At 45.5% G+C, this 23,675-nt stretch carries 23 protein-coding genes; all 23 read left to right on the top strand.

Annotated elements, in window-relative coordinates:
- Nucleotides 1–17: 17 nt before the first annotated feature.
- The 23 genes from D1B31_RS17100 to hslV all read left to right on the top strand — a co-directional run bounded on the left by D1B31_RS17100 (nucleotide 18) and on the right by hslV (nucleotide 23,664).
- The gene (locus D1B31_RS17100; RefSeq protein ID WP_118922644.1) at nucleotides 18–1,589 is read left to right on the top strand and encodes a proline-rich domain-containing protein; all 1,572 of its coding nucleotides are present in this window, start codon (nucleotides 18–20) and stop codon (nucleotides 1,587–1,589) included.
- 4 nt (nucleotides 1,590–1,593) lie between these two features.
- Nucleotides 1,594–2,601: an AAA family ATPase gene (locus D1B31_RS17095; protein WP_118922642.1), complete on the top strand. Its 1,008-nt coding sequence runs from the start codon at nucleotides 1,594–1,596 to the stop codon at nucleotides 2,599–2,601.
- Nucleotides 2,598–3,467 carry a DUF58 domain-containing protein gene (locus D1B31_RS17090; protein ID WP_118922640.1) on the top strand — a complete coding sequence of 290 codons (870 nt, stop codon included), beginning with the start codon at nucleotides 2,598–2,600 and terminating at the stop codon, nucleotides 3,465–3,467. The genes D1B31_RS17095 and D1B31_RS17090 overlap by 4 nt, the downstream gene beginning before the upstream one ends.
- An 11-nt stretch (nucleotides 3,468–3,478) precedes the next feature.
- Nucleotides 3,479–5,248, top strand: coding sequence for a vWA domain-containing protein (locus D1B31_RS17085; RefSeq protein WP_118922638.1), 1,770 nt, complete (start codon nucleotides 3,479–3,481; stop codon nucleotides 5,246–5,248).
- A 43-nt stretch (nucleotides 5,249–5,291) separates the two neighbouring features.
- The gene (locus D1B31_RS17080; RefSeq protein WP_240035318.1) at nucleotides 5,292–8,051 is read left to right on the top strand and encodes a VWA domain-containing protein; all 2,760 of its coding nucleotides are present in this window, start codon (nucleotides 5,292–5,294) and stop codon (nucleotides 8,049–8,051) included.
- Between the two features lie 381 nt (nucleotides 8,052–8,432).
- Nucleotides 8,433–8,765, top strand: coding sequence for a putative DNA-binding protein (locus tag D1B31_RS17075; protein ID WP_118922634.1), 333 nt, complete (start codon nucleotides 8,433–8,435; stop codon nucleotides 8,763–8,765).
- An 11-nt stretch (nucleotides 8,766–8,776) separates the two neighbouring features.
- Nucleotides 8,777–10,129: a signal recognition particle protein gene (gene ffh / locus D1B31_RS17070; RefSeq protein ID WP_118922632.1), complete on the top strand. Its 1,353-nt coding sequence runs from the start codon at nucleotides 8,777–8,779 to the stop codon at nucleotides 10,127–10,129.
- A 273-nt stretch (nucleotides 10,130–10,402) separates the two neighbouring features.
- The gene (gene rpsP, locus D1B31_RS17065; RefSeq protein ID WP_118922630.1) at nucleotides 10,403–10,675 is read left to right on the top strand and encodes a 30S ribosomal protein S16; all 273 of its coding nucleotides are present in this window, start codon (nucleotides 10,403–10,405) and stop codon (nucleotides 10,673–10,675) included.
- 15 nt (nucleotides 10,676–10,690) lie between these two features.
- Nucleotides 10,691–10,921 (top strand): KH domain-containing protein, encoded by a 231-nt coding sequence (locus tag D1B31_RS17060; protein ID WP_118922628.1) that lies wholly within the window; start codon nucleotides 10,691–10,693, stop codon nucleotides 10,919–10,921.
- Between the two features lie 215 nt (nucleotides 10,922–11,136).
- The gene (locus D1B31_RS17055) at nucleotides 11,137–11,529 is read left to right on the top strand and encodes a YlqD family protein (RefSeq protein WP_118922626.1); all 393 of its coding nucleotides are present in this window, start codon (nucleotides 11,137–11,139) and stop codon (nucleotides 11,527–11,529) included.
- 5 nt (nucleotides 11,530–11,534) lie between these two features.
- On the top strand, nucleotides 11,535–12,053 hold the full coding sequence (rimM, locus tag D1B31_RS17050) for a ribosome maturation factor RimM (RefSeq protein WP_118922624.1): 519 nt from the start codon (nucleotides 11,535–11,537) through the stop codon (nucleotides 12,051–12,053).
- Nucleotides 12,053–12,787, top strand: coding sequence for a tRNA (guanosine(37)-N1)-methyltransferase TrmD (gene trmD, locus D1B31_RS17045; RefSeq protein WP_118922891.1), 735 nt, complete (start codon nucleotides 12,053–12,055; stop codon nucleotides 12,785–12,787). The genes rimM and trmD overlap by 1 nt, the downstream gene beginning before the upstream one ends.
- Before the next feature lie 136 nt (nucleotides 12,788–12,923).
- Nucleotides 12,924–13,268: a 50S ribosomal protein L19 gene (gene rplS, locus D1B31_RS17040; protein WP_118922622.1), complete on the top strand. Its 345-nt coding sequence runs from the start codon at nucleotides 12,924–12,926 to the stop codon at nucleotides 13,266–13,268.
- Between the two features lie 336 nt (nucleotides 13,269–13,604).
- Nucleotides 13,605–14,165, top strand: coding sequence for a signal peptidase I (gene lepB, locus D1B31_RS17035; RefSeq protein WP_118922620.1), 561 nt, complete (start codon nucleotides 13,605–13,607; stop codon nucleotides 14,163–14,165).
- Between the two features lie 47 nt (nucleotides 14,166–14,212).
- Nucleotides 14,213–15,073 carry a ribosome biogenesis GTPase YlqF gene (gene ylqF, locus D1B31_RS17030; protein WP_118922618.1) on the top strand — a complete coding sequence of 287 codons (861 nt, stop codon included), beginning with the start codon at nucleotides 14,213–14,215 and terminating at the stop codon, nucleotides 15,071–15,073.
- Between the two features lie 258 nt (nucleotides 15,074–15,331).
- A complete protein-coding gene (locus D1B31_RS17025) occupies nucleotides 15,332–16,099 on the top strand; it encodes a ribonuclease HII (protein WP_118922616.1) in 768 nt (255 codons plus the stop codon).
- Between the two features lie 196 nt (nucleotides 16,100–16,295).
- Nucleotides 16,296–17,456, top strand: a complete 1,161-nt coding sequence (sucC, locus tag D1B31_RS17020) for an ADP-forming succinate--CoA ligase subunit beta (protein ID WP_118922614.1) — start codon at nucleotides 16,296–16,298, stop codon at nucleotides 17,454–17,456.
- Between the two features lie 15 nt (nucleotides 17,457–17,471).
- The gene (gene sucD, locus D1B31_RS17015; protein ID WP_118922612.1) at nucleotides 17,472–18,374 is read left to right on the top strand and encodes a succinate--CoA ligase subunit alpha; all 903 of its coding nucleotides are present in this window, start codon (nucleotides 17,472–17,474) and stop codon (nucleotides 18,372–18,374) included.
- Between the two features lie 77 nt (nucleotides 18,375–18,451).
- Nucleotides 18,452–19,327 (top strand): DNA-processing protein DprA, encoded by an 876-nt coding sequence (gene dprA, locus D1B31_RS17010; protein WP_118922610.1) that lies wholly within the window; start codon nucleotides 18,452–18,454, stop codon nucleotides 19,325–19,327.
- Between the two features lie 403 nt (nucleotides 19,328–19,730).
- The gene (topA, locus tag D1B31_RS17005; protein ID WP_118922608.1) at nucleotides 19,731–21,806 is read left to right on the top strand and encodes a type I DNA topoisomerase; all 2,076 of its coding nucleotides are present in this window, start codon (nucleotides 19,731–19,733) and stop codon (nucleotides 21,804–21,806) included.
- Between the two features lie 173 nt (nucleotides 21,807–21,979).
- A complete protein-coding gene (locus D1B31_RS24360) occupies nucleotides 21,980–22,126 on the top strand; it encodes a hypothetical protein (RefSeq protein ID WP_158587578.1) in 147 nt (48 codons plus the stop codon).
- Between the two features lie 24 nt (nucleotides 22,127–22,150).
- On the top strand, nucleotides 22,151–23,086 hold the full coding sequence (xerC, locus tag D1B31_RS17000; RefSeq protein WP_240035317.1) for a tyrosine recombinase XerC: 936 nt from the start codon (nucleotides 22,151–22,153) through the stop codon (nucleotides 23,084–23,086).
- A gap of 35 nt (nucleotides 23,087–23,121) precedes the next feature.
- On the top strand, nucleotides 23,122–23,664 hold the full coding sequence (gene hslV, locus D1B31_RS16995) for an ATP-dependent protease subunit HslV (RefSeq protein ID WP_118922604.1): 543 nt from the start codon (nucleotides 23,122–23,124) through the stop codon (nucleotides 23,662–23,664).
- Nucleotides 23,665–23,675 lie beyond the last annotated feature (11 nt).

Below are 23,675 nucleotides of genomic sequence, written 5' to 3'. Positions count from 1 at the left end.
GCGAAGGGTGAATGGAAATGGATGATCAACAGCAATTCCTAAAGCTCCTCTCATCTGTCTTGAAGCAAATCCGGTTGAATTGGGCTTGGCAATGCTTTCAATATGGAATTGCGGGGGCTGGGGGAGCTGCCCTATGCATACTCCTTTTAGCCCGAATAATCGTTTTTCCATATTATCACCAGGCCGCTCTTTTCAGTGCGGCCGTTGCCCTGGCCATCTCTTTCATATGGGCTTTCCGGAGTTGGCCCGACTTCAAGGAAGCAGCGAATCTTTATAATCGATATGTTCCAGAAGACAGGGTGATTTCCGCTTTTTCCTTTTACAATAAGGATGGAATTGTGCAAAGGCTTCAGTTGGCTGAAACTGTTTCGTATATGAAAAGAGAAGAGAGTGCTGTCCTTAACCGGAAAAATAAATATCCTTTAACAAAATGGATTGCCATCGGGCTACTCTTTCTTGCATTTGGTTTTCTGTCGGATTTAGTACCAACAAAAAAAATGGAACTTTCCGAAAAACGAGAGACCGAGCTGGAGGTAGTGAAGAAAACCGAAAAGTCCCTTAAAAAGAAGATAGCACAAGAAAAAGATCCTTCTGCTAAGAAGGCTCTGGAGGAACTTAAAAAGGAACTTGCAAAAGCAAAGTCTCCCGAAGAAGCATTAAAAATGATGGATAAAAAGAAAAAAGAACTCGCGCTAAAAGAATTAAAAGAAGCTGAAAAAGGGAATGAACTGGCGAAGCTGGCAGATGAGCTGGAAAAAGCGGGGCTCGAAAAGCTGGCGGCCGCAATCGACCAGAAAGATATTGAAAAGGCGGTCAATGAGCTCGGGGAGCTGAACAAAAGCCGTAGCAGTTTGACAGATTCCCAGAATCAGGCTTTAAAGAATCTGACCGGTCAAGAAACGGAACTTTCGGCGGAACAGCTCGACAGCCTTCGCAAGAAGCTCGAAGAAGCAATGAAGTCCGACGAAAAAATGAAACAGCTTGCTTCCGCGCAAAATTCTGTCACGAATGTAGGGAAGGCGATGCAAAAACTCATGGCTTCCAACGGGCTGCCGCCGAGTCAAATAGCGATGGGTTCTTCTGGAGGAAACCAGCCGGGACAAAACTCTTCTGGAAAATCCGGAGGCAAGCCTCCATCGGGAAATGCTGGCAATCCTGGTTCTCAGCCCGGCAACCAGCCGCAAAATGGCGCTGCCGGCGGAAACAGCTCTGGCAGCGGACAAGGTGAAGGCCAGGAGAACGGCCAAGGAAGCGGGCAAGGAAGCGGGCAAGGCAATGGTCAAGGAAATGGTGGAACTGGCGCTGGAGCGGGATTGGGGCAAGGATCAAGGGAGTTCCTGACGATTCCGGAAATAACCGAAGGAAAAACAAATGTTGAGACCGATTCCGGGGGGCTCGGCGAAGGAGGCCCCCGCGAGCAATTTGAAAGTGACGGGCCGGTTCTCAAAGGGACGATTAGGCCGTACGAACAGGTCTACAATGACTATGCAGCCTCTTACCGGAACAGCCTTGATCGAAGAAAGCTACCCGGCGGACTTGAAAATATCGTAAAAAATTACTTTTCGGATCTTAACCCTAACAAGGAGTGATTCTATGGATGCTTTAAAAGATAAAGAAAATCAGTTCCGTTCTGCGGCCAATCAACTGGAAATGGTCAGGCAGGAAATAAAAAAATTCATCGTTGGCCAAGATGAAGTGATTGAACAAGTTCTTTGGTGCATCATTTCCGGCGGACATTCTCTATTGGAAGGCCTGCCTGGGCTAGGAAAGACGATGATGGTCAGGACGATTGCTGAGTGCATTGACCAATCCTTTAACAGGATTCAATTCACTCCGGATTTAATGCCGTCCGATATTACCGGTACGATGCTCCTCCAACCAGGATCAGATGGCAGGCAGGAATTCACTTTTCATGAGGGGCCTGTTTTTTCCAATATTGTCTTGGCTGATGAAATAAACAGGGCAACCCCTAAGACCCAAAGTGCCCTCTTGGAAGCAATGGCTGAACGAACTGTGACGGTTATGGGAAGCACAAGAGAGTTAGATAAGCCGTTTTTTGTCCTGGCGACCCAAAACCCTATCGATATGGAAGGGACTTATCCGCTGCCTGAAGCGCAAATGGACCGCTTTATCTGTAAAATCCTTGTCAGCTACCCGACCGCAACAGAATTAAAAGAAATTGCGAGACGGACAACAGGAACAGAATTTCCAGTTCTAAAGCAAGTAGTATCGGCGAAAGAGGTTTTAACCCTCCAGCAGCTAGCCAGAGAAATTCTTGTTTCGGAAGAGATGCTTGATTTGGCCGTATCCATTATTACGCGGACCCATCCTGAAAATGAGGGCGCCCCTGAAGTTGTCAGGAATTATGTCCAGTATGGGAGTGGCCCGAGGGGTCTGCAGAGCCTGCTGCAAATGGCTAAAGCCAGGGCTCTGTTTGCAGGGCGCTACCATATATCTACTGGAGATTTGAAAAAGTGTGCAATCCCGGTACTTCGCCATAGGCTGCTCATGAATTTTGAAGGGGAAGCGCGCGGGATTTCAACGGATGAAATTATTACAGACATTCTTGAATCCACCAGGCAAGGTGCTGAAGCGAAATGAGGAGCGGTCATGAAATGATGCTTGGCAGGCTGCACCGGAGGAAGCTTTATGTCAAGACTCGGAGGCGTGGAACCCAAAAAGGATCGCGGCGTGCGGGAAAGGCAGGAACTTCTTTGGAGTTTTCTGACTTTCGTTCCTATCAGCCCGGTGATGATATCCGCCTGATTGACTGGAATATTTACGGCAGGACCCAAAAGCACTATATTAAAAGATTCCTAGATGAACAGGAAATCCATGCCGCTATTTTGCTCGATGCTACCCTATCCATGCAGGCGTTAGACACGAAATGGGTTCGGGCAAAGGAAATTGCCGCTGCCTTAGCCTATATTGCATTAAACGGAGATGACCGGCTGACGTTCATACCTGTCTCGGCTTCGGCCGCCGGGAAAATAACCCGTAAAGGAACTGTTTATGCAAAAAATGTTTTTAATAGCATCCTTTCAGTCTCCGGCTCGGATAAGCCGGAATCCTTTACTGAAAGCATCCTCAAGGAAAGCCTAAAACATACGCAGACGGCAATCCTGATTACGGATGGTATGGAGAGTCTTGAAGGTTTCGAAGCGCTGTTCCGGAAGCTTGCAGGGTTAAGGATTGAAGGAAAACTTATTCAAGTATTGTCACGTGAGGAGGTTTTTCCTGAAAAAACAGGGGACTTAATGTTAATAGATAGTGAAACGGGGCAATCCGTCAATGTCAGCATGCACGAAAATGTCATAAAACTTTATCAAAAAAGGCTTGATAGCCATAATGGCAGACTTGAAGACTTGTGCAGGAAATACGGTTTTACCTATATCACCGTTACGGATGCCGACGATTTACAACAATTTATTTTCCATACTTGCACGGCCAAAAAAGTGCTGGAATGAGGTGAACTGATATGCACTTTGCCAATCCTGCCTATTTCTTTCTTGCAAGCCTGATCGCTTTTATCATTCTCCTCTATTTTTTCCGGAAACAGTATAAAACCGTTCTAAATCCTTCCAATCTTTTATGGACACAGGTAATGAATGAATGGCAGGCATCTCCATGGCTGAAGAAACTTCAGCATAATCTTATCTTTTGGCTCCAGATTGCCGCGCTTTTGCTATTGATGCTCGCCCTTGTAAAGCCTATCTGGCAAAGTGAAGGAATAGCGGGGGAACATCTGATTTTCATCGTGGATTCATCTGCGACAATGTCTGCGGTAAATGAAGGTGAGACGAAGTTCAATTTTGCAAAAAAAGACATGTTGGAAATATCGGAAAAAATTGAGAATCAGGAAGTGACGATAATTACCGCCGGGCAGAGGCCTGAAGTCGTTCTTAACAGGGAGTCAGCGAAAGGACCTGTTAAACGGGCAATCAACTCCCTTGGTCTTACCTATGAACATGACAATATTGAAGAAGCAGTAAAGCTGGCGGTCTCCATGTCCGGTGGGAAAAGTACTGCGATACATATATTTTCTGACTCCGCAACGAAAGAAGACATCCAATCATTTGCCGGTAAGCAGTTTATCCAGGTACATAATACGGGCAAAGCCATTGAGAATCTGGCTCTTCTCTCGTTCGGGGTCGCCAGGATGGATCAATCGATTTCCGCGGCGGCTGTAGTGGAAAACCAGGGCAAGGAAGAAAGGGAGACGATTTTCCGTGTCAAGAGCGAGGGGGAAGTGTTGTTTGAGGAGAAGGTAGCCATAAAGCCTGGAGCTCAGGAGATTATTGATATCCCAGTCCTGCAGGAGCATCGGTATTATATTGCCGAAGTGACCGCTGATGACGGATATCAGGCAGACAATGAGGCCGCAGCAGTGCTGGCACCCGCCGAACCTCCTGTTTTTGCAATCGGAGATGTAAACCCATTTTTGCTAAAAGGGTTAAGATCCATCGGGATTGAAAGCTATCAACTAAATAACGACTACGAGTCAATGAACGAAGGGATCCTCCTTTTTGAAGGCGAAGTGCCTGATCGTCTGCCGAATTTGCCGGTTTTACTTGTGAAAAAGCAAAAAACGAAAAAGATTACAGTAACAGAACAGGTGAAGACTTATCAATCACCGCTGCTTGAATATACAGAGTTTGAAAAAACGTATATTCAAAGCACTTCCGAACCTTTTAGTGAGGATTTGGAAACCGTAGCCGAAAGTGGAGGGCATCCATTAATCCAATCAGGGTTCTTAAAGGGGCAGCCGGCCATTGCAATCAATTTTGCAATAGAGGACTCTGATTGGCCGCTTCAGCCGGGGTTTCCAATCTTCTTATACAATAGCTACCATTGGCTGTCACAGCAGTCAGGGTTTTTAGGTTACTTTCAGCCAGGGGAGGAAAAATGGCTCAATATGGATGCTCCTGAAGGGAAGGTTGAGGTGTTCGATGTGAAAGGAAATAATCTTGGGGATTTCAATCCGGCAAAAGAAAACTTCAAGGCTCCCTTCACCCCGGGAATCTATCAGGCATCGGCCGGAAACCGGATTGACTATTTTTCTGTAATTCTGGATGACCGCGAGAAAACTCCTTCCCATTCGGAATCGTTTGTTTTAAACAAAGGTTCGATCGAAAGCCAGGAAAAGGGGATAAAGGAAAATGAGACATTCTGGCTCCTTTCAGGCATCCTTGCCCTGGCGGTTTTATGGATAGAATGGGAGGTGTACAGGCGTGGGTTTGGACGTTAAATATCCATTGATGTTCGCCTTAGCCCTCCCGGGGGCCTTCCTAATGTATTTGTATTTCAGGCGGGCAGGCACGGTAGAGAAAAAGGTGGTCGGCCTACTCCGGAGCATCGTTTACCTACTAATCATTTTCGCACTGGCCGTTCCCCAGCTTCTGCTCCCGGTAAAGACAGAAACAGTCGTTTTCCTAGCCGACCGGTCCAAAAGCGTCGAGAAGTCCGAGGAGGAAATACTAGACTGGATTAGCGAGGCTGTGAAAGGGAAAAAGGCTGAACAAAAGTATGCGATTGCCTCCTTCGCAAATGGGACGCAGATGGAAGGCTCGTTGTCAGGCAGCGGGAATATACCCGAACAATTCAGCGGACAGCTTGATCAGTCTGAAACAGATATCGCATCAGGCCTGCAATTTGCCTCCTCACTTATTCCGGGCGGGAAAGGCGGAAGGATCGTCCTTCTTACGGACGGCAATCATACAACTGGAGATGCGCTGTCCGCGGCGCGTCTATTGAAAAATAGGAATCTTGAAATCGATTACGTCCCGCTGAAGCATGTGAGCCTGATGGATGCTGCTGTCACTTCACTAAAAGTTCCCCCCTCTCTCTATGAAGGGGAGGAGACTTCTGTAAGTGTCACAGTTTCCAGCAACACGGCGGTCAATGCAACAATCAGGTTATCGGTGAATGACAAAGATATTTTACGGCAAAAGGTAAATGTCAAAGAAGGAGATAATGTTTTTACCTTCACACATAAGGCAGCCGAACCGGGCCTTGCTGTCTACAAGGCGGAACTGGTCAATGCCGGAGATGCCCATATTGAAAACAATTCACTCCATGCGGTATCGACAGTAAAGGGTACCCCAAGGGTTCTCGTTGTTGAAGGGAACACAGAGAGCCCGCTCCCGGGAATTTTAAAGGGGTCGGGCCTTGTTGTCGACTTATTGGCCCCGGAAAAACTTCCGACTGCTCTTGGCGGGTATCTTCGGTACGAATCGATTGTTTTTAATAATGTATCCGGCCATCGAGTCACTGAGGGACAAATGGAATTGATCGAAAAAGCAGTCCGGGAATTTGGAACAGGTTTTGTGATGACAGGCGGGGAGGACAGCTTTGGCCTCGGAGGCTATTTCAAAACGCCAATAGAAAAACTTCTGCCCGTTGATATGGATATTAAAGGAAAGAACGAGATGCCTTCCCTTGGCCTTGTTATCGTCATTGACCGGTCCGGGAGCATGAGCGGGAACAAATTCACCCTAGCAAAAGAGGCAGCGGCTCGCTCAGTCGAATTGCTCCGGGAGGAAGACACCCTGGGTTTTATTGCGTTCGATGACCGTCCCTGGGTCATTGTCGAAACGGCCCCAATGAAAAACAAAAAAGAAGTCATCAAAAAAATCCGCTCCGTTTCGGTTGGCGGAGGAACGAATATATATCCTTCCCTTGAAAAAGCCTATGAGGAGCTGCGTGAATTAAAACTGCAGCGGAAACATATTATCCTTCTTACAGACGGACAGTCGGCCACTGGAGGGGACTATGAAAAATTAATAGAGGACGGAAAAGCAAAAAATATTACTCTTTCAACTGTTGCGCTCGGCAGTGACGCAGACCGGGCTCTCCTTGAGGACCTCGCGGAAATGGGCAGCGGCCGATTCTATGATGTTGCCGATGCTTCTGTCATCCCAAGTGTTTTATCGAGGGAAACCGTCATGACAACGAGGACATACATTGAAGATAATCCGTTTTATCCTATTATTGCGCCTTATCCTGAATGGTCATCCCGGTTTTCAAAGGGCGTTCCACAAATGAATGCGTACATTGCTGTCACCCCGAAGGACCGGGCGAGAGTTCCTGTTTCAAGTGCAAAAGATGACCCTGTCCTTGCTCAATGGCAGTATGGGCTTGGTTCAACACTCGCATTCACTTCGGATGTTTCCGGCAAGTGGTCCGGTGACTGGGCAAGATGGGAGGGTTGGCCGGGATTTGTTAATCAGCTCATTACAGCGTCACTGCCCCAGTTCGATAGTGAGCCTTTTTCAATTTCAGTCGGGAAAGAAGAGGGGAATACAGTGGTTTCCCTGGCGAGCAGCAGCAAAGATCCGCTTCCTATTGAAGCGGCTGTATTGTCGCAAAAAGGCGAGCAGATTGATGCAAATACAAAGCTCGTTTCACCTGGTAAATATCAATTGGTTTATCCGGGTAAACCGGGGATGTACTACTTATCCACAAGGCAAATGCAGAAAAACGGGGTAATGAAAGTATATCGGACAGGTTTTTCAGTTCCTTATTCCGAGGAATTTTTGCTAAAAGGAACAAATAAAGAGTTTCTCAAAGAATTGGTTTCAGGTAACGGAGGAAGGGAGCTTACTGACCCGAAAGAAGCATTCAGGCCTTTGAAATACAAACCGGAGGACAAACAGCCGATCAGTGAATATTTGCTGCTTGTGGCATTTTTGGTCCTAGTACTGGAAATTTTCATTAGGAGACTAGGCATATCGGTATTTGGCAGGCTGTTGCCTAAACGGAAGCTTCAGGCAGAGAGCGATCTTCCTTCTGGGGGCGAAGCTGTTTTCGGCAGGCTTGCCGGCGCAAAAGAAAGGGCTGAGCGAAACCGTCTGGCTAAAGCGGTGGAACTAAATGCCGCGGAAAATGCCAAAGTTGTTCCCAAAAGGAAAGAACCACTAACGGGGGTCTCTACGGGAAAAAGGGACAAAGTAACGGTTGAACAAAAGCATGCTGTTCCTAAAGAATTGACTGCCGAGGAGAAACAGGACCGGATGCAACGGCTCCTTGAAGCGAAGAAGAGGAGAACATAAGCCGAAAACACCGCATTTATCCTGCGGTGTTTTGTTTTTGGGAATGATTTTGTACGCGTGGATTATGATTGGGCAACCAGCGATGGGGAAAAAAAGGGGAGATTTTCCCCTAATGCTGGAGAATAGGGCTCGGTTTGCAGGATATAAGGGAAGATTTTCAGCTTAAGCAATGCAAAATTACTCTTTTTTACGTTTTATTAGGAAATAGGAGAAATTTCTCCCTCTATTTAAGCTATTTTCAGTGCTATTTTCTAAATAAGAGAATTTTCTCCGCTTATTTATTAAACATTGATTTGTCAACCCTCGAAGCACCTTGACACCACTACGCCTTAACTGTAAACTAGCGATGTAAAGGTTTTTCACTTAACAAGGAGGGATAGCATGCTTGAGAAAACAACGAGAATAAATTATCTTTATGATTTTTACCATTCGTTGTTGACAGAAAAACAGCAGAGCTACATGTCTCTCTACTACCTGGATGATTATTCGCTCGGGGAAATTGCCGAAGAGTATGATGTCAGCCGCCAGGCGGTATATGATAATATTAAACGTACTGAAGCAATGCTTGAGGAATACGAAGAAAAGCTTCTGCTGCTGCAGAAGTTCCAGGGGCGCGTTGCCCTTTTAGGCAAAATCAAAGAGTTGATCAACTCCGATCCACCCCCTAAGCAAGCCCTGCTTGATGCAGTGGCTGAGCTTGAAAAACTAGATTAGGAGGCGGCATTATGGCATTTGAAGGATTAGCCGACCGACTGCAGAATACCCTCCAGAGAATCCGTGGAAAAGGCAAGGTAAATGAAGCGGATGTCAAGGAAATGATGAGGGAAGTCCGGCTGGCCCTGCTTGAAGCAGACGTCAACTTTAAAGTAGTCAAGGAGTTCGTTAAAAAGGTCAGCGAACGGGCTGTCGGCCAAGAAGTCTTGAAAAGCCTGACACCAGGCCAGCAGGTCATCAAAGTGGTCAAAGAGGAACTGACCGAGCTGATGGGCGGCGAACAAAGCAAAATCGCTGTTTCAAACCGGCCCCCAACCGTTATCATGATGGTCGGCTTGCAAGGTGCCGGTAAAACAACCACAACTGGGAAGCTCGCCAATCTGCTCAGGAAGAAATATAACAGGAAACCGCTGCTTGTCGCAGCCGATATATACAGGCCGGCGGCCATCAAGCAGCTTGAAACACTCGGGAAGCAGCTTGATATGCCGGTGTTTTCACTCGGTGACCAAGTAAGCCCTGTTGAAATTGCGAAGCAGGCGATCGCCAAAGCGCGCGAAGACCATAACGACTATGTCCTGATTGATACCGCGGGACGCCTCCATGTCGATGAGGCGCTCATGGATGAACTGAAGGACATAAAGGAACTGGCAAAGCCAAACGAAATTTTCCTAGTCGTAGATGCGATGACAGGACAGGACGCCGTCAATGTTGCCCAAAGCTTCAATGAGCAGCTTGGCCTGACAGGTGTTGTCCTGACAAAGCTTGATGGCGACACGAGAGGCGGTGCTGCGCTTTCCATCCGATCCGTAACCAACACTCCGATTAAATTCATTGGTCTTGGTGAGAAATTGGACGCCATTGAAGCGTTTCACCCTGAAAGGATGGCATCCAGGATTCTCGGCATGGGCGACGTCATGACCCTCATCGAAAAAGCCCAGGCGAATGTTGATGAGGAAAAGGCGAGAGAGCTTGAGCAGAAAATGCGGACAGCATCTTTCACGCTCGATGATTTCCTTGACCAGCTCGGACAAGTCCGAAATATGGGTCCCCTCGAGGATATCCTGAAAATGCTTCCAGGGGCCAATAAAATCAAGGGCCTGAACAACGTCTCCATTGATGAGAAGCAAATTGCCCACGTTGAAGCAATTATCAGGTCGATGACTCCAAAGGAAAAGGAACATCCCGAGATCATCAACTCGAAGCGCAAGCAAAGAATTGCAAAAGGAAGCGGAAGGACCGTACCCGAGGTCAACCGTCTGCTCAAGCAATTCGAGGACATGAAGAAAATGATGAAACAAATGACAGGCATGCAACAAAAAGGCAAGAAAAAAGGCGGCTTCAAGCTTCCGTTCAATCCTTTTTGATAGGAAACAGTTCGTTGAGTTTCTCCCTTTGTAGATTTGAGCGGAGGGCACCGACTCCGGCAGTATGTAGCGGCAAGGTGAAGACCCACAGGCGCTAATGCGCCGAGGAGGCTCCACTGACCCCCCGCGGAAAGCGTGTGCCTGGAGCGGAAATCTACAGAAAAAGCAGCATTATTTTCCTGATTTTAGGTGTTAAGAAAAAAAGCTTTACAAACTAAAAAACAATTGGTATTATACTATCTTGTGTGACACTATTCGGAGGTGCAAGTAAAAATGGCAGTAAAAATTCGTTTAAAACGCATGGGAGCTAAAAAATCTCCTTTCTATCGTATTGTAGTAGCAGATTCCCGTTCACCACGTGATGGACGCTTCATTGAATCAGTAGGAACTTACAACCCTGTAACTGCTCCTGCAACAGTGGACATCAATGAAGAATTGGTTCTGAAGTGGCTTCAAAATGGCGCAAAGCCATCTGACACAGTACGCAACCTATTCTCCAAAGCTGGCATCATGGAAAAATTCCACAATGCCAAGCTTGGCAAATAATAGCGGCGGTTCACGATGAAACAGTTGATTGAAACGATTGTAAAGCCTATTGTTGATTTTCCTGAGGATGTTCGTGTGAATGTTAGTGAAGAAGATCAACGCGTTACCTATCATCTTTCCGTCAACAAGATTGACATGGGAAAAGTAATTGGGAAGCAAGGGCGTGTTGCAAAAGCAATCCGTACCGTTGTCTACGCGGCAGGTGCATCAGAACAAAAGAAACTGTTTTTAGAAATCGGTGAATAATTTAAAGCGAAGGCGGCTCGTTCAGCCCCGACAAGCGCTGGAGGGCACGAAGGAGAAGTCGTTTTTTGACTTCACCTTCGGGACCGAAGCGACCTCGAGGGGCTAGCCGCCGCAGCTAGATAGTATTAAAGCGGAAACACCATTAAGGCGCTTTCGCAAAGAAAGGAGGGAGAAATCCCTCCTTTTTTGGTACGTTTACATAGGGAGGCTTTTTCATGAAAATTCTCCAAAACATAGCAGTGAAGCAAATATTGACTGAAGAAAGCCGCCAAAAGCTGTTAGCGCAATACACGGAAAAGAAGCTGCGGCTTGAAAAGGAATGCAGCCAGCTCCAGTTCGAGCAAAAGAAAATGGAGAAAGCGGGAAAACTGCCGTCTGGGCAAATAAAAAAGTATTTTGAATATGAAACCCGGTCCCGAAGAGAAAGAATTGAAGTAATCGAGTTTCAAATCAGCCAACTGCATATGCTACCATTAGGAAGTGAACTGAAGGAAACAGAGGTTCAGGCGATCATTGAAATAAAGCCAGGCGACATTTGGGAAGCAGGCCAGCATCAAGTGGAAATTATAATTCGAAATGGTAAAGTAGAAGAGATTCGCAAGAGGTGATACAGATGGATAATTGGTTTAATGTTGGCAAAATTGTCAATACCCATGGAATAAAAGGTGAAGTCAGGGTGATTTCGCGGACCGATTTCGCTGAAGAGCGGTACAAGCCCGGGAGCAAACTTTATTTGTTCCTGCCAAAAGAAAAAGAACCGCTTGAACTGACCGTAACAGCCCACCGGCAGCACAAAAATTTTGATTTGCTTATGTTTGAGGGATACCCAAACATAAATGATGTGGAAAAATTCAGAGATGGCATCCTTAAAGTGCACGAATCCCAGTTGGGTGAGCTTGAGGAGGATGAATTTTATTTTCACGAGATTATTGGTTGCAAGGTTTTGACAACAGAGGGAGAAGAGATTGGGAAAGTGACTGAAATCCTTACTCCAGGTGCGAATGATGTCTGGGTTGTGAAAGGAAAAGGCGGGAAGGAGCACCTAATCCCGTATATTGCCCAAGTTGTTTTAAAGGTCGATATACAAGGAAAACTGGTTGTGATTGACCCTCTGGAAGGCATGCTGTCATGATGAAAATTGATGTTTTAAGCCTTTTTCCGGAAATGTTTACAGGTGTATTCGGAAGTTCCATTTTAAAAAGGGCGGAAGAAAAACAGGCGGTTCATTATCGTGTCGTTAATTTTCGCGAGTACTCGGATAATAAGCATAAAACAGTCGACGATTACCCTTATGGTGGCGGGGCAGGCATGGTGCTTAAGCCGCAGCCTATTTTCGATGCTGTCCGCTATTTAACCGAAACGTCCGAAACGAGGCCAAGGGTCATTCTTCTTTGCCCGCAGGGGGAACGCCATACACAAAAGAAGGCAGAAGAATTAGCTGGTGAAGAGCATCTGATCTTTATTTGCGGCCATTATGAAGGGTACGATGAACGGATTAGAGAAATCGTTACCGATGAAATTTCGATTGGCGATTTTATCCTTACGGGCGGAGAGCTTGGTGCCATGACCGTAATCGATAGTGTCGTCCGCCTTCTTCCGGAAGTGCTTGGAAAAGAAGAATCACATCTTCAGGATTCCTTTAGCACTGGATTGCTGGAGCATCCTCACTATACGAGGCCCGCTGATTTCAGGGGGCATAAAGTGCCTGATGTCCTTCTTTCCGGCAACCATAAGCATATCGATGAATGGCGCGTGAAAGAATCGCTCCGAAGGACATGGGAGCGTAGGCCGGATCTTTTTGATCATATTGAGCTCGATCCACTCCACCAAAAATGGCTCGAGGAAATCAAAAAAGAAAGCCGCTAGTTATTGCCTAACCCCTATGTTTATGGTAAGATACATCTTGTGACTTAGGCCGGCCAGTCTTGCCTTTGTCTTAAAACGATGTTCCGCTGCACAAAGTATTTGATTGCAAGAGCATCTGTGGGAGGAGTTGAATACGATGCAACAATTAATCAATGAAATCACAAAAGAACAGCTACGCACAGATCTTCCTGCATTCCGCCCTGGTGACACAGTACGTGTACACGTTAAGGTTGTCGAAGGAACACGTGAGCGTATCCAGCTGTTTGAAGGTGTTGTGATTAAGCGTCGTGGTGGTGGAATCAGCGAAACTTTTACTGTTCGTAAAATTTCCTATGGAGTAGGCGTAGAGCGTACTTTCCCTGTCCACACACCAAAAATTGCGAAATTGGAAGTAATGCGCCGCGGTAAAGTACGCCGTGCGAAACTTTACTACCTGCGCAAACTACGTGGCAAAAAAGCCCGTATCAAAGAAATTCGATAAGAGCACAAGGAAGCGCCTTCGCCAGGTCCCGCTGCCATTTCGGCCGGTGCCCCGATGGCGCTTCATTTGTTTTTCCGGGGCTGTTCATCTAACAGTCCTTTTTTTGGCTTAAATGTGAACAGGCAAAGTGAAAGAAGATATTCTTTATTTGATGGAGCAATCGGTTTGTGCCGGAAGTTCATTTTGAAAGAGGCCGCTTTAAAAAATGTTTCATATTTTTTACAATCATCTGTCCAGACGCTAATAAATTCAAATAAATCGTGTTTACGTACATAATGTTATGTAAAATAGATGTAGGACAATATATTTTTTAAAGGAAATGGGTGGGAAGAAGTTATGACAAAAAAGAAAAACGAAGTATGGGAATGGACTAAAGCACTGCTTGTAGCAGTAGCACTAGCTGCAGTCATCCGCTATTTCCTTTTTGCCCCGATTGTCGTTGATGGACAATCCATGATGCCAACCCTGAAACATCAGGACAGGATGATTGTGAATAAATTCAGCTACCAAGTTGGCGAGCCCGAACGTTTCGATATCATCGTCTTTCATGCTCCGGAGCAGAAGGATTATATTAAGAGGGTCATTGGGCTGCCAGGAGATCACATCGAATATAAAAATGATGTTCTTTATGTGAACGGCAAGGCGTATAAAGAGCCATATTTGGATGAATATAAGAAAATGGTAGTTGACGGACCGTTAACAGACCCTTTCACTTTAGAGGAGAAAATCGGCAGGAAAACTGTTCCGAAAGGTGAATTATTCGTAATGGGTGATAATCGCAGGTATTCGAAGGACAGCAGGCACATTGGCACGATCCCGATGGAAAAAGTCCTCGGAAAAACGAGTATTGTCTATTGGCCGATCGAAGACATGCGAGTTGTTAAACCAGACGAATAAACAACAGCCTTGTAAAAGAAATAATAGGATTTTAGGAGGTGGCCGCTTTGACCATCCAATGGTTTCCGGGCCACATGGCAAAAGCCCGCAGGGAAGTAACAGAAAAACTTAAACTCGTTGATATTATTATTGAACTGATTGATGCAAGGATCCCTTATTCATCGCGAAACCCGATGATTGATGAGATCATCCAGCACAAACCAAGGCTCGTTCTCCTTAATAAAGCAGATATGGCCGACAGGGAAGCGACAAAGAAGTGGATTCGCCATTTTGCAGATAAAGGGGTCCGCGCCATTGCAATAAATGCCCAGGCTGGTGAAGGGCTGAAGCAAATTACGGCAGCTTCACATGAAATACTTAAAGAGAAGTTCGACCGTCTGAAAGCGAAAGGCGTCAAGCCAAGAGCCATCCGGGCCATGATTGTTGGTATCCCAAATGTAGGGAAATCGACATTGATCAATAGGCTCGCAAAAAGAAATATAGCTAAAACAGGCAATACCCCGGGTGTTACGAAAGCCCAGCAATGGATTAAAGTTGGCAAGGAGATGGAACTCCTTGATACTCCAGGGATATTATGGCCTAAATTCGAGGATCAGGTAGTCGGCAAAAAGCTTGCCATTACAGGCGCGATAAAGGATACACTCTTAAATCTTCACGATCTTGCCCTATATGGCCTGAAATTTCTTGAGGAAAAGTATCCTGACCGCCTCCAGGAGCGTTTTAAACTCACGGCCCTGCCAGAGGACCCAGTTGAACTGTTCGAGCATATCGGACGGCTCAGAGGGGCTTTGGGCGGTGGCGGGCTTGTTGATTATGATAAGGTTGCCGAGCTTGTAGTTAGGGAAATCAGGTCGGAAAAATTCGGTCCGCTAACATTTGAATGGCCTGAAGAAGGCTTGGCAGAATAAACATGGCGTGTTTAGCAGCGAAAAGTTGCTGTAAACTTGCCAATACCGTTTCTTGGCGAGTTTATCATATGAAAAGTAGGCGTATGTTCGACAATAAAGCATCTTGGCGAATTTAGCGGAGGAAAAGCCGTCCATAGTTCGCCAATAGCCTTCTATCGAGTTTGTATTATTTTAGCCGGCTCTCAAAAATGAGGGCCTTTTACTCTTTGTTATAAGCCGGCAGGTTCCGAAAATAAGATACATAGAGGGTGAAACAGGATGGAGAAACTTAGCATAGGTGAAATTGGGGCAATCCTTTCTTTAAAGAAGGACGAAACCGATCCCTTTATCTCAGAGGCTGAGAAAGATGGCCGCAAAGGCGTTCAAAAGCTGTTAATGAAATGGAAAAAGGATCGTGAAGAAGAGAAAAAGCTGAAAGAAAAGTTTTATGAGATGACGCTATTTGAGCGGAAAGCAAGGAGCAGAGGCTATAAGCTGATTGCTGGAATCGACGAGGCTGGACGGGGTCCGCTAGCTGGCCCGGTTGTAGCTGCAGCTGTTATTTTACCTGAAGATTTCTTTCTTCCAGGCCTGGATGATTCAAAGAAAATACCAGCCAGAAAACGGCATGAGTATGAACGAATCATTAAACAGGAAGCCCTGGCATTCTATGTCAGTTTTGTAAGTGCTCAAGAAATAGATAGGCTGAATATATACCAGGCTACCATAAAAGCGATGAAGACGGCCGCCGCTTCACTTAATCCCATTCCGGATTATTTACTCGTTGATGCTGTCAATCTTGAAACGCCATTTCCAGTTGAACCAATCATTAAAGGCGATGCAAAGAGTATTTCAATTGCCGCGGCTTCCATTTTGGCAAAAAGCGCGCGGGACAGGTTCATGGTTGAATTAGCACAGATGTACCCTTCTTACGGGTTCGAGAAGAACATGGGCTACGGTACAAAAGAACATCTTGGAGCGATTGAAAAATATGGTGCAACTCCATATCACAGAAAATCCTTTGCTCCAATAAAACCAACAATGTAAACGATAAAATTGACGTGTAAGACGAATGAAGCCAGCTTAATTTTAAGCTGGTTTCAATTTTTTATATTAAAAACTGAAGATTCTTAACATTTGGAGCAATAGGAATGTTTAACCCTAAAGTGTGGACAAGCCTGCAGGCATTATATAAAATGAAAGCGCAGTGCAATTATGAGATAGGTTGTTAGGAGGATGGGAAATGAATATCCACGAGTATCAGGGGAAGGAAATACTCAGGAGTTACGGGGTAACTGTCCCTAATGGAAAAGTGGCATTCACGGTTGAAGAAGCGGTCGAGGCTGCCCGTGAGCTTGGAACACAGATTTGTGTTGTAAAAGCACAAATTCACGCAGGCGGCAGGGGGAAAGCCGGCGGTGTTAAAGTTGCCAAAAATCTTGACGAAGTACGTACATATGCAAGTGAAATTCTCGGAAAAACGCTGGTAACGCATCAAACTGGCCCGGAAGGAAAAGAAGTGACACGCCTCTTAATCGAAGAAGGCTGCGATATTAAAAAGGAATATTATATCGGCCTTGTTCTTGATAGGGCAACATCACGCGTTGTCCTGATGGCATCCGAAGAAGGCGGGACAGAAATCGAAGAAGTGGCGGAAAAGACGCCTGAAAAGATTTTCAAAGAAGAAATCGATCCGGTCATCGGGCTCCAGCCTTTTCAGGCCCGCCGCGTTGCGTTTAATATTAATATTCCAAAGGAACTTGTCAACCAGGCTGTTAAATTTATGCTGAGCCTTTACCAGGCTTATATTGAAAAAGATTGCTCCATTGCTGAAATCAACCCTCTAGTTGTAACTGGCGACGGAAAAGTGATGGCACTCGATGCGAAGCTGAATTTTGATTCCAACGCCTTGTTTCGCCAAAAGGATGTCCTTGAGTACCGTGACCTTGATGAAGAAGATCCAAAGGAAATCGAAGCCTCCAAATACGACCTTAGTTATATTGCCCTGGATGGAAATATCGGCTGCATGGTGAACGGGGCCGGGCTTGCAATGGCGACAATGGATATCGTCAAGCATTATGGCGGGGACCCTGCGAACTTCCTTGACGTTGGCGGCGGCGCAACTGCTGAAAAAGTAACCGAAGCTTTCAAAATCATTCTTTCCGATTCAAAAGTAAAAGGCATTTTTGTCAACATTTTTGGCGGAATCATGAAGTGTGATGTCATTGCAACAGGTGTTGTCGAAGCAGCCAAACAAGTTGGCCTTGAAGTGCCGCTTGTTGTCCGTCTTGAAGGGACGAATGTTGAACTTGGCAAGCAAATCCTAAACGAATCCGGCCTGAATATCGTTGCTGCGGAATCAATGGCAGATGGTGCCGAAAGAATCGTTTCCTTGGTGAAATAAGAGGGGGGAAAAGTTGTGAGCGTTTTTATCAATAAAGATACAAAAGTCATTGTCCAGGGAATTACTGGCTCAACAGCACTTTTCCATACAAAGCAAATGCTTGAATACGGCACGAAAATCGTCGGCGGTACGTCGCCGGGAAAAGGCGGCCAGGAAGTGGAAGGCGTGCCTGTTTTCAATACGGTTCGTGAAGCTGTAGAGGCAACCGGTGCCAACGCATCCGTCATATATGTGCCGGCTCCTTTCGCCGCTGATGCAATTATTGAAGCTGTGGATGCCGACTTGGATTTGGCCATCTGCATTACCGAACACATTCCTGTCCTTGACATGGTGAAAGTCAAGCGCTATATGGAAGGGAAAAAGACCCGCCTTGTAGGACCTAACTGCCCTGGTGTCATTACGCCGGATGAATGCAAAATCGGCATTATGCCCGGTTATATCCATACAAAAGGGCATGTCGGTGTTGTATCCCGTTCCGGAACTCTCACATATGAGGCTGTCCATCAACTGACTCAGGCTGGCATCGGCCAGACGACTGCCGTTGGAATTGGCGGCGACCCTGTCAACGGGACGAATTTCATCGATGTCTTAAAAGCGTTTAATGAAGACCCTGAAACATATGCTGTTATTATGATCGGTGAAATTGGCGGTACAGCCGAGGAAGAAGCTGCCGAGTGGGTAAAAGCGAACATGACTAAGCCTGTTGTCGGGTTTATCGGGGGCCGAACAGCTCCTCCTGGCAAAAGGATGGGGCATGCCGGCGCCATCATCTCTGGTGGCAAGGGAACGGCTGACGAAAAAATCCGCGTTATGAATGAATGCGGTATTAAGGTTGCAGCCACTCCGGCTGTAATGGGCGAAACGCTTATAGAAGTTTTAAAGGAAAAAGGCCTATACGAAAAATGTAAGACCCATTAATAATGGACAATCAGGGATGAAGCCCTTCAGTTATTAGAAGGGCTCATTCCGGTACAAAAAAATACGGAGGGCATTATATGGAACCAATCAGAAGAAAGCTGATCGAGTTAATCCACTATCCCAACGCGACCTGGAATTCGACAGCCCGCGCAATGAAAAAAGAGCTGCTCCTAGAACAACTCCCCGAATCCTCTTTAACTGGCAACATGCAAACATTCGAATCTCCACTCCACGATGCCCCAACATCAATTCTTCAAACCGAAAGAATCTCCAGACTGCTTCTCCAATACGCAGCGAACAAAATCTCCATCATAACAATTTTTGATCCGGAATACCCCTATTGGTTAAAAAATATTTATCAGCCCCCCTGGGCACTTTTTGCAAAAGGCGACTTGTCGCTTTTGCAAAAAGAACCTAAACTCGCCGTCGTCGGATCCCGCCAGGCAACCTCATACGGAAAAAATGCCATTAGGCTTCTCTTTCCTTCGCTTATTGAAAAAGGGGTCGTCATTGTAAGCGGCCTAGCAAAGGGAATTGATACCTCAGCTCATGTTTGCGCGATGGGGAATGGAGGCAGAACAATTGCAGTTATTGCCGGAGGCTTGTATCATGTATATCCTGAAGAGAACAGACAGCTTTTTGGTGAAATGGCGAAGAGCCAGCTGGTCTTATCGGAGTTCCCTCCGGATACAAAGCCAGCACGGTGGCATTTTCCAATGCGAAACCGGATTATCAGCGGCCTTTGCAAGGGTACATTTATTGTGGAAGCGAAACAAAAAAGTGGTTCGCTCATAACGGCAAATTATGCTGTGAACGAGGGACGAGAGGTCTTTGCCCTTCCCGGCAGTATTTTCAATCCTTTTTCGAATGGAACGAATGATTTTATTCGGGAAGGGGCGAAACTTGTGACAAAAGCGGAAGATATCCTTGAAGAAATGTCTTTTTACAAGTAAACTTGGCAGGGACAGTCAGACAGTCGGAGTTCAGATAGGAAACGAAAATCAATCGTCTATATAGGCTGAACTTAAGATTTGCACCTAGTTGATTGGAGTGGAAGGCACGTAGACTCCTGCGGGATGCGGCGGCAAGGTGGAGACCCCACAGGCGCCAAAGCGCCGAGGAGGCTCCAATGACGCCCCGCGGAAAGCGGAGTGCCTGGAGCGCAAATCAGCGACAATGTTCAAAAGTTAAGTTCGTTTTATATAGATATTCTTAGGACTTTTCTTAAAATCATTCCAAAATCTCGTTTTTTTGGAAAAATTTGCGTAAAATTAATGAAAAAGGTTGAAATTATCAGGAAACTGGTATACATTTTGCAACAGGTATTAGAATAACCCTCGCAAGGAGGACGGCAGAATGGCAGAATTTCTTGTCATCGTAGAATCGCCTGCTAAGGCGAAGACAATAGAACGGTATTTAGGAAAAAAATACAAAGTAAAAGCGTCCATGGGCCATGTGATTGATTTGCCCAAAAGCCAGATGGGCGTTGATATAGAAAATAACTTTGACGTTAAGTACATCACGATCCGCGGCAAGGGTCCTGTTTTGAAGGAACTTAAAACAGCCGCCAAAAAGGCGAAAAAAGTATATCTTGCAGCCGACCCCGACAGGGAAGGAGAAGCAATTGCCTGGCATTTGGCCCACAGCCTTAATGTTGATGTGAATTCAGATTGCAGGGTTGTTTTCAACGAAATAACGAAGGATGCAATTAAAGAGTCCTTTAAACATCCAAGAGCAATTAATACGGATCTCGTGGACGCCCAGCAGGCTAGGAGGGTCCTGGACAGACTCGTCGGCTATAACATAAGCCCGTTGCTTTGGAAAAAAGTAAAGAAAGGCCTTTCAGCAGGCAGGGTTCAATCAGTCGCAGTCAGGCTGATTAATGACCGCGAAAAAGAAATAAAGGCTTTTGTTCCGGAAGAATACTGGACAATTAATGGAAAGTTCATAAAGGGAAAGGAAACCTTTGAGGCCTTCTTTTATGGTGTAGATGGGAAAAAGAAGGAACTCAATTCCGAGCAGGATGTAAATAGTGTGCTTAAAGGAATGAGCGGGGACCATTTCAAAGTCGCCTCCGTAACAAAAAAAGAGCGAAGAAGAAATCCCGCTCCACCATTTACGACTTCTTCCCTTCAACAGGAAGCGGCTAGGAAATTGAATTTCCGTGCTAAGAAAACCATGATGCTTGCCCAGCAGCTTTACGAAGGGATTGACCTAGGCAAAGAAGGCACAGTCGGATTAATTACGTACATGAGAACAGATTCAACAAGGATCTCCGAAGTAGCCCAGGCGGAAGCGAAAAATTATATTCGGTCGGCCTATGGTGAACAGTTTTTAAAAGAGGAAGCGGGCAAAGAGAAAAAACAGACCAATTCCCAAGACGCTCATGAAGCTGTTCGACCGACCTCTGCATTTAAGGAACCCGCGTCTTTAAAAGAATTTTTAACTAGGGATCAGCTTAGGCTGTATAAGTTGATCTGGGAGCGTTTCCTGGCCAGCCAGATGGCCCAGGCAGTCATGGACACAATGAGTGTCGACCTTATAAATGGAAATGTGACATTCCGTGCCACAGGCTCAAAAATTAAATTTCCTGGTTTTATGAAGCTTTACGTTGAAGGGACAGATGACCAGGTTGAGGAAAAAGACCGGATGCTCCCTGATTTAAAAGAAGGCGATGAAGTAAAAAAAGCTGACCTTGAACCAAAACAGCATTTTACACAGCCACCACCGCGCTACACAGAGGCTAGGCTTGTCAAAACCCTGGAAGAATTGGGTATTGGAAGGCCGTCAACATATGCGCCGACTCTTGATACAATTCAGAAGCGCGGCTACGTTGCACTTGACAATAAACGGTTTGTCCCTACAGAACTAGGAGAAATCGTCATTGACCTAATGATGGAGTTCTTCCCTGAAATCCTTGATGTCGATTTCACCGCAAAAATGGAACAAAACCTTGATGATGTTGAAGAAGGGAAAATGAAATGGGTAGAAATCATAAGTGATTTTTACGAGGACTTCGAAAAGCGTCTGAAAAAGGCAGAACTAGAAATGCAGGAAGTAGAGATTAAGGACGAACCCGCAGGCGAAGATTGTGAAAATTGCGGAAACCCAATGGTTTTCAAGATGGGCAGATTCGGTAAATTTATGGCCTGTAGCAATTTCCCTGATTGCCGGAACACAAAGGCAATTGTCAAACACATTGGTGTTACGTGTCCAAAATGTGAAAAGGGGCAAGTCATAGAGCGGAAAAGCAAGAAAAAGCGTATTTTTTACGGATGTGATCGTTTCCCAGAATGCGATTTCCTTTCTTGGGATAAACCGCTGCCAAGAAACTGTCCAAAATGTGACAATGTTTTGATAGAAAAGAAGTTGAAAAAAGGTGTTCAGGTACAGTGTTCCTCTTGCGACTATAAGGAAGAGCAGCAAAGTTAGGAGTGGGCGGACAGCCCGCTCCTTTCATTTGCAGCAGAATCATATGGTAAGTTTTTGTTTTCAACTTCATCCATATGAAACTTTTTGCTTGCCTGTACGTATTGATAAACGCATGATGGAGATGAATGAAATAACACAACCTTACATAAATTTATTTGGGGTATACATTTTTTATGGGTTATGTTGTTGGTGCTGGCAGTGAAGCTGCATGGCAGATTGCCAAAGAGGAAGAAAGCTACGATTTTATGAAAAGAAGAACCGAACCGCAATACACAAACAGAGCGCTTGAAACAATTCAGAAATTTGTGAAATGTTTGTAAAGTCCTTGCGCAGCTATTTTTATTATGATACTATTTAAAAGGCCGTGCGAGGTGATTTTAATGGGAAATGTGAACGTTTGTTTAAAGTTATTTGTTGAATATTTACAAATTGAAAAAAACTCCTCACAATATACAATTGATCATTATGAATATGCAATTGTTGAATTCTTCGAAATGTTGGCTGAACAGGGCATTGTAAACGTGGAGGAAGTTCAATATCATGATGCCCGTCTATATTTAACGCGATTGTTTGAGTTAAAACAGGCGCGGAAGACCATTTCGAGGAAAATTTCGAGTCTGCGCAGTTTCTACAAATTCATGCTTAGGGAAAACTTGATTAAAGAGAATCCTTTCTCACTGGTTGTTCTGCCGAAAAGTGAGAAAAGGCTTCCGAACTTTTTTTATGAGGATGAGCTTGAAGTTTTGTTTCAATCCTGCAAAACAGATACACCTTTAGGCGAGCGGAATTTAGCAATTCTTGAGCTTCTTTATGCGACTGGCATCCGAGTCAGTGAATGCTCGACAATTGCTGTCAAGGATCTGGATTTCTTCCTTTCTACAGTCTTGGTTAAGGGAAAAGGCGGCAAGGAAAGGTATGTGCCTTTTGGCACAAAGGCGGCTGAAGCTTTAAAACTGTATGTTGATAATGGGAGGAAGCGGCTTCTTGAAGGCAAGCCTAACCAGGATGCGCTCTTTCTTAATAGCCGAGGCGGAGCGTTGACTGCGAGAGGAATCAGGCTAATTCTGGATAAAATGATTGAGCAATCATCCCTTACTGCTAAAATTCACCCTCACAAACTCAGACATACGTTTGCCACCCATCTACTTAATAATGGAGCCGATTTGCGGACAGTTCAAGAATTGCTTGGGCATGCGTTTTTGTCATCGACACAAATCTATACGCATGTCACAAATGAAAAATTGAAGAAAACATATATGGCCCATCACCCAAGGGCATAATATAGTAATAATGCTCACTTTTTAGGAGGGACACGATGTCTCAATTTCACGCCACGACCATATTTGCAATTAAACATAAAGGGAAGAGTGCCATGGCTGGTGACGGGCAGGTCACCTTTGGCAATGCAGTAGTGATGAAACACACAGCAAAAAAAGTCAGGAAGATATTTAATGGTAAAGTAATAGCGGGATTTGCGGGATCCGTGGCTGATGCCTTCACTTTATTCGAACTGTTTGAAGCAAAGCTTGAAGAGTATAACGGAAACCTCCAGCGGGCCTCTGTGGAATTAGCAAAGCAATGGCGCAGTGATAAGGTTTTAAGAAGGCTGGAAGCGATGCTGATTGTAATGAATGAAGAGTTTCTTCTCCTGGTAAGCGGAACAGGGGAAGTCATTGAACCTGATGATGGCATCCTGGCCATTGGTTCAGGCGGGAACTACGCACTCGCTGCAGGCCGGTCACTAAAGAGCTATGCTGGGGAGCATTTGTCTGCGAGAGAAATCGCTAAAGCTTCTCTTGAGGTGGCAGCTGATATATGCGTTTATACAAACACCAATATCATAGTGGAAGAGCTTTAACGGGAAGGAGA

Source organism: Neobacillus notoginsengisoli, from assembly GCF_003515685.1.
Lineage (GTDB): Bacteria > Bacillota > Bacilli > Bacillales > Cytobacillaceae > Bacillus_D > Bacillus_D notoginsengisoli.
Note: the sequence above shows the minus strand (reverse complement) of the source record. Positions and strands in the feature narration are given on the sequence as shown.